This window comes from Thomasclavelia sp., assembly GCF_047249845.1.
Lineage (GTDB): Bacteria > Bacillota_I > Bacilli_A > Erysipelotrichales > Coprobacillaceae > Thomasclavelia.
The window spans coordinates 21,165-33,218 of sequence record NZ_JBKTWO010000010.1 but is presented as its reverse complement, the minus strand read 5'-3'; the positions used below and the strand labels follow the sequence as shown (position 1 = coordinate 33,218).

The 12,054-nt window shown below is 29.6% G+C and carries 11 protein-coding genes and 1 other RNA gene; 2 read left to right on the top strand and 10 right to left on the bottom strand.

What is annotated here, in order from left to right; genetic code table 11:
- Positions 1-4: 4 nt before the first annotated feature.
- The gene (yqeH, locus tag ACLR9T_RS04110) at positions 5-1,102 is read right to left on the bottom strand and encodes a ribosome biogenesis GTPase YqeH (RefSeq protein WP_413108265.1); all 1,098 of its coding nucleotides are present in this window, start codon (positions 1,100-1,102) and stop codon (positions 5-7) included.
- Positions 1,103-1,235: 133 nt separating this feature from the next.
- Here yqeH and sigK point away from each other — a divergent pair, with 133 nt between their 5' ends.
- Positions 1,236-1,922 (top strand): RNA polymerase sporulation sigma factor SigK, encoded by a 687-nt coding sequence (sigK, locus tag ACLR9T_RS04105; protein WP_413108264.1) that lies wholly within the window; start codon positions 1,236-1,238, stop codon positions 1,920-1,922.
- 15 nt (positions 1,923-1,937) lie between these two features.
- Here the strand turns inward: sigK and parC are convergent, their stop codons facing one another.
- A complete protein-coding gene (parC, locus tag ACLR9T_RS04100) occupies positions 1,938-4,553 on the bottom strand; it encodes a DNA topoisomerase IV subunit A (RefSeq protein WP_413108263.1) in 2,616 nt (871 codons plus the stop codon).
- Between the two features lie 13 nt (positions 4,554-4,566).
- The gene (gene parE / locus ACLR9T_RS04095) at positions 4,567-6,495 is read right to left on the bottom strand and encodes a DNA topoisomerase IV subunit B (protein ID WP_413108262.1); all 1,929 of its coding nucleotides are present in this window, start codon (positions 6,493-6,495) and stop codon (positions 4,567-4,569) included.
- Between the two features lie 200 nt (positions 6,496-6,695).
- Between parE and plsY the strand changes: the two genes are divergently transcribed.
- Positions 6,696-7,295 carry a glycerol-3-phosphate 1-O-acyltransferase PlsY gene (gene plsY, locus ACLR9T_RS04090; RefSeq protein WP_413108261.1) on the top strand — a complete coding sequence of 200 codons (600 nt, stop codon included), beginning with the start codon at positions 6,696-6,698 and terminating at the stop codon, positions 7,293-7,295.
- 14 nt (positions 7,296-7,309) lie between these two features.
- Here the strand turns inward: plsY and ACLR9T_RS04085 are convergent, their stop codons facing one another.
- The 7 genes from ACLR9T_RS04085 to ssrS all read right to left on the bottom strand — a co-directional run bounded on the left by ACLR9T_RS04085 (position 7,310) and on the right by ssrS (position 12,025).
- Complete coding sequence (locus ACLR9T_RS04085; RefSeq protein WP_413108260.1) at positions 7,310-8,212, bottom strand: MBL fold metallo-hydrolase; 903 nt, start codon at positions 8,210-8,212, stop codon at positions 7,310-7,312.
- Positions 8,213-8,224: 12 nt separating this feature from the next.
- Positions 8,225-8,845, bottom strand: a complete 621-nt coding sequence (locus ACLR9T_RS04080) for a histidine phosphatase family protein (RefSeq protein WP_413108259.1) — start codon at positions 8,843-8,845, stop codon at positions 8,225-8,227.
- 23 nt (positions 8,846-8,868) lie between these two features.
- Positions 8,869-9,072, bottom strand: a complete 204-nt coding sequence (locus ACLR9T_RS04075; RefSeq protein ID WP_092351236.1) for a YneF family protein — start codon at positions 9,070-9,072, stop codon at positions 8,869-8,871.
- 2 nt (positions 9,073-9,074) lie between these two features.
- The gene (locus ACLR9T_RS04070) at positions 9,075-9,455 is read right to left on the bottom strand and encodes a DUF2522 domain-containing protein (RefSeq protein WP_413108258.1); all 381 of its coding nucleotides are present in this window, start codon (positions 9,453-9,455) and stop codon (positions 9,075-9,077) included.
- Between the two features lie 93 nt (positions 9,456-9,548).
- Positions 9,549-11,525: a transketolase gene (tkt, locus tag ACLR9T_RS04065; protein WP_413108257.1), complete on the bottom strand. Its 1,977-nt coding sequence runs from the start codon at positions 11,523-11,525 to the stop codon at positions 9,549-9,551.
- Positions 11,526-11,613: 88 nt separating this feature from the next.
- Positions 11,614-11,844, bottom strand: coding sequence for a DUF896 domain-containing protein (locus ACLR9T_RS04060; protein WP_413108256.1), 231 nt, complete (start codon positions 11,842-11,844; stop codon positions 11,614-11,616).
- A 22-nt stretch (positions 11,845-11,866) separates the two neighbouring features.
- Positions 11,867-12,025, bottom strand: a non-coding RNA gene (ssrS, locus tag ACLR9T_RS04055) — 6S RNA.
- Between the last annotated feature and the right edge of the window lie 29 nt (positions 12,026-12,054).

Here is a 12,054-nt window from a genome sequence, read left to right as displayed (position 1 = left end):
CTTTCTAAATTAATGCTTCTCTAATAAATACCCCAACACCTTTAGGTACGTGAATTTTCACATTTCCATTAGGACAATTTACACTGACAAATCCTAAACCTGAAATTACAAGATCAACTTTATAATCAGGTAATCTAAAATCATAAGTATTCATTTCATTAATATTTTTAATTATTTCTATTTCGGGTTTTAGAGTTAAGTGGCGATTATAGAGATCATTACTTTTTTCTGTTTTAGTACGATGAATTTTTAATAATTTAGGAAAATAACATGTAAACGAACAACGCTTTCCTCTTATAAAATCCATTCTCGCCAAGCCTCCAAAATATAGAGTCTGTTTATCGTCTAATTGATAATTAATTGGTCTTAATTCACTTTTTGGTATAATTATTTTTAAATCATCAGTTTTTACTAAATGTGCCATCTGATGGGGATTGATTATACCTGGTGAATCATATAGATAACTTTGATCATCTAGTGGTATTTCAATTAGATCTAGTGTTGTACCAGGAAACTCACTAGTTGTAATCAAAGTATCATCACCTGTCCCATAATGTTTTAATAAGGCATTTATTAATGAAGACTTTCCAACATTTGTAACACCAACGATATAAACATTACGACCATGTCGATATTCATTGATTTTATCAATTAATAAATCTAAATTATAATTTTTTACTCCACTAGATAATAATACATCAATTGGTTTAATTCCAATTTCTTTTAATTGTCTACGTAACCAATGGATTATTTTAATATCTTTTAAAGATTTTGGCAAGACATCACGTTTATTTCCCACCACTAAAATATCATTGTTGTTTAAATGTCGTGGTAATCCACTTATTAAACTTCCATTAAAATCAAAAAGATCGATTAGATAAACAACTAAACAGTCATGATTTCCAATTTCTTGAAGAATATTTAAAAAATCATCACTAGTAAGATTAGTTTTTTGTAGTTCATGATAGTTCTTTAAACGAAAACATCGTTTGCATAAAACTTTATCATTATTCAAAGCATTTTTAGGTACAAAACCAATCTTTTTTTCATCATCGCTTTGAATTATGGCACCACAGCCAAAACATCTTATTTCTTCACTCATACATTCTCCTTTTTAAACTATACCCATTGTACCTTATTTTGTATTACTTTTAAAGTAAATAAAATGAACAATTTATAAATATTTTGTCCTAAAATAAAAGATTTACAATATATATGTATCAGGGGTGAAATTCATGTTTTCAACATTGTTATCATTATTAACTAATGGTTTTTTTCTATCATATATAAAATCAAAATCCTTTGAAATTCCTTTAACGCCGAAAGAAGAAGAAAAATATTTAGAATTATTTTTTAATGGCGATAAAGAAGCAAGAAATATTTTAATAGAAAGAAATCTACGTTTAGTTGCTCATATTGCTAAAAAATATGAAAATAATAAAGATTTACAAGAAGATTTAATTTCGATTGGAACGATTGGTTTGATTAAAGCTGTAGATAGTTATAAACAGAATCACAAAACAAAACTAGCTACTTATGCATCTAGGTGTATTGAAAATGAAATTTTAATGCATTTAAGAACAAATAAAAAAACAAACTTAGATGTTTCATTAAATGAAACGATTGGAATTGATAAAGATGGTAGTGAAATTGTACTTGGTGATATTATTGCAGCTAAACAAGAAGAATTCATAGATATAGTTGATAAAAAAGACACATTAGATAAATTTACTACTTATTTTAATATTTTAGAACCACGAGAAAAAGATACTTTAATTATGCGTTATGGCTTAAACAACACAAAAAAATATACCCAAAAAGAAATTGCTAAAAAATTAAATATTTCTCGTTCCTATGTATCTCGTCTTGAAAAAAGAGCACTTATAAAGTTATTAAAAGAGCATATGAAAGAAAAACCGTAAAATTAGTTTTACGGTTTAAAATTCATCTTCATTTAAAATATCTTCTAGACTAATTTTTTCATACTTAATAGATTTTGTTTTTTTAATTGATGAGACATTCTTTTTGGTTGGATTACTTTCAACTATAGGTTCATCAATTTCATCTAATAGTGTTTTTTCTTTAGGTTGTTCAAAAATTTCTGGTGAAACATTATTTGTTATTTGAGAATTATAATTATTAGTAGAAATTGCTTCATCCAAATAAATATCCTCAATAAATTCAATAGCAGTAAGTTTTGTAAAAGTAGTTGGTTTTTGTTCTAAAGAGGCATAATTATAATCGGTAGCTCTAAATTCAAAAGTAGTTTGATCATTTAAAGTTATGACTATTTTTTGTTGATTATCAATAACTATTGCTTTTTTTGTATATATGACTTTAGATTTAGGATTTTTGTATAATAGTGAGCCTTTTGTAGCACGATTACACGGAGTAATATCACCAATTTTAATTCGTTTTATTCCTGCATTTTCACTAACTATCATCAAAGAACTATTTATCATAGGATCAAAAATATTTAAACTTACCAGTTCGTCGTTTTTAAGACTGATAGCTTTGACACCTGAAGCTTTAACACCTACTATAGATACTTCTTGTTCTGAATACATCGCTCCATAACCAGCTTTAGTAGTCAAAATAACCCCTTGATTATTATCTGTTAATTTAACTCCAATTACTTTATCATCGTTTTTTAACCCCATGCATTTAAGCGGTTTAGAGTAACGAGAAACTTCAAAGTCTTTTAATAAAGTTCGTTTAATTTGCCCATTTTTAGTAGCTAACATTACATATAAAGGTAAATTAAAATCTTTTACTAAAATACTACCAATAATTTTTTCGTTTGAGCTAACTTTAACTAAATAACTAACATGTTTACCAGCATCTTTCCATTTGAACTCTTCTACTTTATGAACTGGTATAAATAAATAATTACCAGCATCAGTAAATAATAATAAATGATCTAATGTATTAGCTTGATATATTGATATTAAATAATCATTTTCTTTTTTACCAAAAGGTGTTCCTTCACTTGCTTTTATAGAACGGTTACTAATCCTTTTAATATAACCATCACGTGTGATAGAAATATTAATATCTTCTGATAATATCATAGCCTTTTCATCTATTTTAATTTCTTGAATTTCATCACGAATTTTTGATAATCGAGGCATTGGGTATTTTTTCTTAATTGACTTTAATTGATTAATAATAACTTTTCTTAAAACATCATCACTTTCTAAAATATCATTTAATGATGCAATTTTTTCATCTAATTCAGTATTTTCATTTTCCAATGTTACAATATCGGTATTAGTTAACCGATATAATTGTAACATAACAATTGCCTCAGCTTGTTTTTCACTAAAATCAAACTTAACTATTAAATTGTTTTTAGCATCGCTTTTATCTTTAGATTGACGAATAGTTTTTACAACATCATCTAAAATAGATATAGCTTTAATTAATCCTTCAACAATGTGTTTACGATCCCTTGCTTTATTTAAATCATAAATTGAACTTCTTGTAATTACATCTATTTGATGATCAATATAACCATCTAAGATATCAATGATTCCCATTAATACAGGTCGTTTATCTTTAATAGCAACCATATTATAATTATAATTTTTTTGCAAATCAGTATTTTTATATAAATAGTTTAATGTGTTTTGTACAGAAATATCTTTTTTTAAATCAACTACGATTCTAAGACCATTACGATCCGATTCATCACGCACCTCTATTATTCCATCAATACTGCGATTAAAACGAATTTCATCAATTTTTCTAACTAACTCAGCTTTATTTACTTCGTATGGGATTTCAGTGACAATGATCTTATTCATTGTTTTTTCTTCTAAAATCTCAGTTTTACTACGAACAATTACTTTTCCTCGTCCTGTTTTAAAGGCATTTAATATTCCCTGTTTTCCTTCAACGATCGCTCCAGTTGGAAAGTCAGGACCTTTGATAAATTCCATGATTTTTTCTAATGAACAATTGGAGTGTTTGATTCGATATATTGTTGCATCAATTACTTCTTCTAGATTATGAGGCGGAATATCTGTTGCATATCCTGCTGAGATACCAGTTGCCCCATTAACTAATAAATTTGGATAAGCAGCTGGTAAAACAGTTGGTTCATATTCAGTGTCATCAAAGTTCAGTGACATCAAAACCGTTTCTTTATCTAAATCTTTCAGTAATTCAACTGCAATTGCTGAAAGACGAGCTTCAGTATAACGCATTGCTGCAGCTGGATCATTATCAATAGAACCATTATTACCTTGCATGTCAACTAATGGAGCACGCATTTTCCAATCTTGTGATAATCGCACCATAGCATCATAAACAGAGGTATCTCCATGAGGATGGTAGTTACCAATTACATTACCAACTGTTTTAGCTGATTTACGATACGGTTTAGTATATAAATTGCCTTCTTTATACATTGAGTAAAGAATTCTTCGTTGTACAGGTTTTAAGCCATCACGAACATCTGGCAGAGCACGATCCTGGATAATATATTTAGAATATTTACCAAAGCGATCACCCATGATGGTTTCTAACGACATAATTATTTTTTTATCCACGCTTCATTTCTCCTTAATCAATTGTAAAATTATCTTCTAAAGTGAATTGAACATTTTGTTCGATCCATTCTCGTCGTGGTTCAACTCTATCTCCCATTAATACTGAGACTCGTCTTTCGACAATTGCAGCGTCATCTATAGATACTTGAATTAAAGTTCGGGTTTCAGGATTCATAGTAGTTTCCCATAGCTGATTAGCATTCATTTCTCCCAATCCTTTATAACGCTGAATATTATATCCACGGCCTATTTTCTTTTTTGCCTCTTCTAGTTCATCATCTTCCCATGCATAGATGGCGTCTTCTTTTTTACCATTTTTCTTAGATATTTTATATAAAGGTGGTAAAGCAATATATACTTTTCCGGCAGTTATTAGTTCTCTCATATAGCGATAGAAAAAAGTTAATAAAAGTATTTGAATATGAGCTCCATCAGTATCGGCATCTGTCATAATGATTACTTTACTGTAATTACTATCTTTTTCATTAAAATCAGCTCCAACGCCAGCACCAATCGTATTAATAATTGTAGCAATTTCTTCATTTTTTAAAATATCCGTCATCGCTGCTTTTTCTGTATTAACTACTTTACCTCGTAAAGGTAAAATTGCCTGATATTTACGATCACGTCCTTGTTTAGCGCTTCCGCCTGCTGAATCACCTTCGACTAAGTAAAGTTCTTTTCGCTTTTTATCCTTTGATTGGGCCGGAGCTAATTTACCACTTAAAATACGTTCTTGTTTAGAGCCCTTCCCTTTTCTTGCTGCTTCACGGGCTTTTCTGGCGGCATCACGAACTTGAGCGGCTTTGATCATCTTTTTAACTAAAGTATCAGCTATTTCTTTATTTTCTTCAAGATAAAAAGATAACTTTTCATATACGACATTATCAACTACATTACGAGCTTCAGGGGTACCTAGTTTAGATTTGGTTTGTCCTTCAAATTGTAGAAAATGTTCAGGTACTTTTATTGATATAATTGCAGAAAGACCTTCACGAACATCATTTCCTTCTAAATTTTTATCCTTTTCTTTTAATAGACCATACTTACGTGCATATTCGTTAAAGGTTCTTGTCAACGCAGATTTAAATCCAGTTTCATGCGTTCCCCCATCACCTGTTCTAACTAGATTAACAAAAGATAGTGTATTTTCTTGATAACCAGTTGTAAATTGCATTGCTACATCTACTTCAATTTCATTATTAGTACCTTCGATATTGATAATTGGATTTAATATTTCTTTTTCATAATTTAAATATTCAACAAATGCAGTTAAACCATTATCATATTGATAAGATACTTCTTTATTATTCCGTTCATCTTTTAAATCAATTTTAATTCCTTTTAATAAAAAGGCGCTCTCCATCAGTCTTTCACTAATCGTTGAAAAATTATACTCACAGACTGAAAAAATCTTTGCATTAGGTAAAAAATGAATTGTTGTACCCGTCTTGTTTGTTTTACCAATTATTTTTAATTCACCAATCTTACTTCCACCATCTTCAAATCTTTGTGACCATATTTTACCTTCACGATAAATAGTGACTTCTAACCATGATGATAAAGCATTAACTACAGATGCTCCTACACCATGAAGACCACCAGAGGTTTTATAGCCGCCATCCTCGTTAAATTTCCCTCCTGCATGCAAGATTGTTAAAATAACCTCTGTAGCTGGTCTTCCTGAGGCATGCATCCCTGTTGGCATCCCACGACCATGATCACTAACTTTAATACTATTATCTTTACAAATCGTTACTTGGATATTATCACCAAATCCTGAAAGAGCTTCATCAATTGCATTATCCACGATTTCCCATACTAAATGATGTAATCCCCTACTATCAGTTGAACCGATATACATCCCAGGTCTTTTTCTAACAGCTTCAAGTCCCTCTAGAATTTGGATATTTGATTCATTATAATTACTTTTAGCTACCATATAATCAATTGCCTCCTTTAATCACTTTTGTCATTATAACCAAATTATCGCTTTTTTTCAAAGGTTATTGTATTTTTAACTGTTTATTAAAAAATAATCATTTATAATTCTATCACATTTAATCTTTCATTAACGCAAGAAAGAGATAAAAAGATTGCTTTTTTAGGTTAATAATATATAATAAGTGACAGGTGATAAATATGATTTCAGTAATTTTAATAATTCTTGCATATCTTTATGGGTCAATACCTTTTGCATTGGTAATTGGGCGGCTTTTTTATAAAACAGATGTTAGAAACTATGGATCAGGAAATTTAGGGGGAACTAATACAGGGAGAGTTTTAGGAAAAAAAGCTGGTGTATTAGTTATTGTACTTGATGCTTCAAAAGCATTGTTAGTAATGTTTTTAACCAGATATCTTTGTTCACTATTATCATTAAATGAAGATATACCTTACATATGTGCTTTGTTCTGTGTAATTGGGCACTGTTATCCGATTTTTGCTAATTTCAAAGGTGGAAAAGCTGTTTCAACCGCTATTGGTTATTTTATGGCAGTGAATCCTTTAGGAGCTATACTTGCATTAGTAGTTTTCTTTATAGTATTGAAGATTAGTAAATATGTATCTCTATCATCGGTATTAGCTTCTTTATCTGTTTTAGTCGCCACACCATTTTTAAATATATCATTAATTGGTAAATTAGCTACTGCAGGAATAATCTTATTATTAGTTTACCGTCATCGTGAGAATTTAAAACGAGTTAAACAGGGAACTGAAAGCAAAATAAGCTGGATGTAAATAAAATAGTCATATCAAATTGATATGACTATTTTATTTACATCACTTTTCCATAGTAATGTATTATTTTTTATGTAAGTACTGATTTTTCCAGTATCCTTTAGCCAAGATAAATAAGAACGCACAGTACTTCCAATTAATACATATTGCTCATATGACATGATAAGTTGATAAATATCAAAAATTTTTTGTAATAAAATTTCAAATGTTATTGGTGTTTGACATAATTCTAAAATTTGATTAGTTATTTCAAAGACTTTCTTTTTATTTATACTTATAAGTTGAGTGATATTTGTTGAGGCATCAGCATGTGATAGAACAAATATTTTTGCTTGCATTTTTGCTACTTTATCAAGTGTTTTAATATAATTTTCTACATCATAAATAAAGGAAAGCTGATATTTATTTAAAGTTGCTTCACTGCTAAGACAATCGCCAAGAAACACTGTATCATCAGGTAAACGAAAACCAACCATATCAAAAAAATGTCCTGGCAGCAAAATTACTTCTATTTCATTTGGAAAATCAGGATCATTAAAATCACTAATTTCACTTGATTGAGCCATTAAAAATTTATGTTTTAAGTCTTTAAATGGATACCCTCCATATAAAAAAGCTGGTTCCAAAATTGGATACCTACTAAAACATGATTCAATTCCGTGAGCAAAAATCTTACAATTATAATATTGCTGAAGATAATGATTACCACCAATATGATCTGCATTTGAATGTGTATTAAGAATAGCTTTTAAATGCCAGTTATTTTGTTCTAATATTTTCTTAACTTTACGTCCAGCATCTTTATCATTGCCACTGTCAATTAGATAAACTTCATTATTATTAGCTAGATATACACCAATTTTAGCTGGACTTTGAATGTAATAACTTTTCTTTCCAACTTGAACTAATTCATACATAATCTCACCTCTTTATTTATAGCTGATAATTTCATCATTTTCCAAATGAGAGTCATCTCCAATATATTTGATATTAAACTTTTCACCATCATATTCAACTTCGCTTAGAGAACAACCACGAATAACATGTTGATTGATTTTAACTAAATCACTTGTTTTATATTCTAACATCAAACCATGTAAAATAATAAACAACATGCCATGTATAGTAACAAAAATAGTTTTATCGCTATTTTTTTGGTATATTTCATTAATAAAGTTTAATAATCTTTTTTGGACTTCTGCATATGATTCACCCTCAGGTAATCTTATATTATCATCAGGCTGGTTCCATAAAGCATCATATTGTTTATCTTTTAATAATTCACTTATATTCTTACCCTCATATGTTCCAAAATTCATTTCTTTTAAACGATCATCCAAAATAACATGATCAAATAATATTTCGCTTGTTTGTTTAGCACGATTAATTGGGCTGCTATAACAATAATCGATTGATATATCTCTAATTCTCTTTTTTAATAATAAAGCATCATTAATTCCCTCTTTTGTTAATGGTGAATCTTTCCATCCTTGAAGTTTCTTTTCTTGATTCCACAATGTTTTTGAATGTCTAGTAATAAATATTTTCATAAAGTAAAAATAAGGGTCTCCCCTTATTTGTATTGTGACATAACTGATGCCATAATTTTTCTAATTTGTGTCTCGCTAGGTTTGCGACCCATTTCCATATACATTGCACGAATCATTTTTTCATTGATTGGTGGATTTTTACGTAGTTGTTTTTTAAACATATAACGAGCTCCAAAGAAACCGATAATTGCCCCAATAATTACACCAATAATTATATTTAAGACCATAGTTATACCTCCAATTTTTTTACTTGCTCACTCATTATAACATAACTTTTAGAAATTTGATATAAAATATCTAAGAATATATTGGATTTTTTGGTTGCTTCAATAATTATGTAGTAGTCAAAAACAGAGCATGTGATTTTTTCTTTTGTTAGCTGATTGTTTATAATATGAGTGTTTCGTTCTCGTGAATAATCATAGCGTTCATTTAGTTTGTATTCAATGAAATCACTAACACCATCGTTATTATTAAAAAGACATTCCATTTGTTTAGTGAAAAAGACATTTTTAGGTTCTAATTCAATTATTTTTTCTTTGATTTCTGGATATTGTTCTAATAAATCTTCAACATTTGGATTTATTTTGTATATTTTATATGTATTCATTTTTATCACCCCTATCATCTTATCAAGATTAAATGATAGAAATTGTCATATTATGTTTAAAAACAAATAAAAAGTGATGAATTTTTTCATCACTTATAAAATCTCTTTGATATTTTTCACAACATTATCAACTGTAAATCCATAATTTTCAATTACGACATTAGCTGGTGCACTGGCTCCAAATGTATTTACTGACATCGTTTTACCATCTAGACCTACATATTTATGCCAACCGAAATCACTAGCCATTTCAATTGCTAAACGTGCTCTAGTCTTTTTAGGAAGAATTGTTTCTTTATATGAATCATCTTGTTTTTCGAATAATTCCATTGATGGCATAGAAACTACACGAACATCAATATTTTCATTTAATAAAACTGTTTTGGCTTCCATTGCTAAATTAACTTCACTACCTGAAGCAATAATGATCGCATCAAGCTTATTAACTTCTTTACCAATAATGTAAGCACCTTTACATACGCCTTCATACGAAGTATGTTCCATAGTATTGACGTTTTGTCTTGTTAGAATAATTGCAGTTGGATTTTTGCTTGACTCCATTGCAATCTTCCAAGAGGCAGCAGTTTCAATAGCATCAGCAGGTCTTAAAACCTGAACGTTTGGAATTGAGCGAAGCATCGCTAACTGTTCGACTGGTTGATGAGTTGGACCGTCTTCACCTACTGCGATTGAATCATGTGAAAGTGGAATAATAATAGGTAATTCCATTAAACAAGCCATTCTTAAAGCTGCTTTAAAATAGTCAGAGAATACTAAGAATCCTCCTGATGATACTTTTATTCCAGTATGTAAAGTGATACCATTCATCATTGCAACCATTGCAAATTCACGGATTCCAAAAACTAAATTACGCCCATCATAATTTTCAACACTAAATGAATTTTCACCAGCAATATCTGTTTTTGTTGAACAAGCTAAATCAGCTGTTCCAGACATAAACGTAGGGTTTTGTTTAGCTGCTTCTTGAATTAGCTGAAGAGAAGTATTTCTAGTAGCATCACTAAATCCAGGTGTATATTTTTTAGTGATTTCTTCAATATCTAAAGAGTATTCACCATTAATAGCTCTTTGCAGTTCTTTAGCTAATTCAGGATATTCATTTTCATATTCTTTGAATAAACGATTCCATTTATTAAAACGATTTTTACCCCTTTTAATACATGTATTGGTGAAATCATCATAGACTTCTTTTGGTACATAAAATTCTTCATGATCAAAACCATAAGATAATTTAGCATTTTTTCCATCTTCTTTACCTAATGGATTACCATGAACTTTATTTGTACCTTGATTACTAGAACCATAACCAATTACAGTATTAACAATAATTAAAGTTGGTTTATATAATTCTTTTTTTCCTTTACGAATAGCTTTTTGAATTTCGTTAATATCATTACCATCCTTAACATTGATTACTTGCCAACCAATTGCTTCATAGCGTTTTTTTACATCTTCACTAAATGACATTGACAAAGGTCCATCAAGAGTAACTTGATTAGCATCATATAAAACAATCAGCTTTCCAAGTGAAAGATGTCCAGCTAGTGATGCTGCTTCATAAGTCACACCCTCTTGCATATCTCCATCACCACATAAAGCAAATGTATAATGATCTACAATTTCATAACCTTCACGGTTATATTTAGTAGCTAAGAATTTTTCTGCTAATGCCATTCCGGCAGCCATAGGAATTCCTTGGCCAAGTGGACCAGATGAAGCGTCTACTCCATCAGTAAGATTACACTCTGGATGACCTGGGGTTATTGAATTCCACTGTCTGAAGTTTTTTAAGTCATCCATTGAAATTTGATAACCTGACAGGTGCAGCATTGTATATAACAAAGCTGAAGCATGTCCAGAAGCTAAAACAAAACGATCTCGATTAAACCATTTTGACTGCTTATGGTAAAAATTCATTTCTTTAGTAAATAGTGTGTAGACAGCTGGTGCTGAACCTAAAACCATACCTGGATGTCCAGAATTGGCTTTATTAATAGTATCGATACCTAATGCACGTATAGCTGCGATTGATAAAGTCGACGTTTCCATTTATTTCTAATTCTCCTTTTGCACATAAAAAACTTATCCTTATTATACACAAAAATGTCTAAATTTGAATAAGTTTCTATAAATATCTTTAATTTTTTGATTTTTCATCTCTTAATTTTTGAGGAGTTATGTCATTTCCTTTAGCATCAACTACTTTAATTCCCATCAATTGCTGTTTAAAACCACTTCTAAATGCTTTTAAATATTCTTGACGTAATTTTTCTTGTTCTTTTAATTCTAAAGCTGTAATTGTACCATCTTTTTTCTTTTTTGCTAATTCGTTGATTCTTGTAATCAATTTAGGATCTATACTACTCATTTTATTATTCTCCTTACATAAAAAAAGGTAGAGAGCTTTAGATATTTCCCTGTTAATTACAGGTGGGTACCTTTAAATTCACTTTAGGATCCCTATTCTATGATAGGTTTTCAACACCGTGATTTAGATCAGGTTCCCTTATCTATGATGTGGAAATTTATTTACTCTCTAACCAAAATTATTATAACACAAGCATGGCAAGTGTCAACA

Bases quoted from the DNA above. Each gene is read 5' to 3' on its own strand.
- parE (WP_413108262.1), bottom strand. From the start codon at position 6,495: ATGGTAGCTAAAAGTAATTATAATGAATCAAATATCCAAATTCTAGAG.
- ACLR9T_RS04060 (WP_413108256.1), bottom strand. From the start codon at position 11,844: ATGAGTAGTATAGATCCTAAATTGATTACAAGAATCAACGAATTAGCA.
- yqeH (WP_413108265.1), bottom strand. From the start codon at position 1,102: ATGAGTGAAGAAATAAGATGTTTTGGCTGTGGTGCCATAATTCAAAGC.
- ACLR9T_RS04085 (WP_413108260.1), bottom strand. From the start codon at position 8,212: ATGTATGAATTAGTTCAAGTTGGAAAGAAAAGTTATTACATTCAAAGT.
- sigK (WP_413108264.1), top strand. From the start codon at position 1,236: ATGTTTTCAACATTGTTATCATTATTAACTAATGGTTTTTTTCTATCA.
- tkt (WP_413108257.1), bottom strand. From the start codon at position 11,525: ATGGAAACGTCGACTTTATCAATCGCAGCTATACGTGCATTAGGTATC.
- ACLR9T_RS04080 (WP_413108259.1), bottom strand. From the start codon at position 8,845: ATGAAAATATTTATTACTAGACATTCAAAAACATTGTGGAATCAAGAA.
- ACLR9T_RS04075 (WP_092351236.1), bottom strand. From the start codon at position 9,072: ATGGTCTTAAATATAATTATTGGTGTAATTATTGGGGCAATTATCGGT.
- ACLR9T_RS04070 (WP_413108258.1), bottom strand. From the start codon at position 9,455: ATGAATACATATAAAATATACAAAATAAATCCAAATGTTGAAGATTTA.
- plsY (WP_413108261.1), top strand. From the start codon at position 6,696: ATGATTTCAGTAATTTTAATAATTCTTGCATATCTTTATGGGTCAATA.